1 protein-coding gene is annotated in these 277 nt (G+C 45.8%); it reads left to right on the forward strand.

Going from position 1 to position 277, the window contains the following annotated elements; all coding sequences use genetic code 11:
- Positions 1–277, forward strand: a 277-nt coding sequence (locus A3756_RS27575; protein WP_197481237.1) for a hypothetical protein, incomplete at both ends; no start/stop codon positions are given.

Consider the following 277-nt stretch of genomic DNA (forward strand, 5'->3'; position numbering starts at 1 on the left):
CATACTGCAGAGCTAGTCCTAGAGCATGCTGTCGACTTTCGTCTTGAAATCGATGCAATTGGCTTGGCAAGTTCAAGTTATGAGCTAGGTTCTGCTGGTCTAGATACTGATGGTCAGGGTCCCGACCAAGGTGCTGCTGGTACAACTACCTTGATTAGTCAATTAGGTATCCAGGGTTACTTAGGTCCTGATGACTTACATCTTGAGAACAATGGTAACGGCTTTGATGGATCTGGACCTCTAGGTGGTAATACGGGTAAGGCTGACTCCAAAATAT

Source organism: Oleiphilus sp. HI0086, assembly GCF_001635225.1.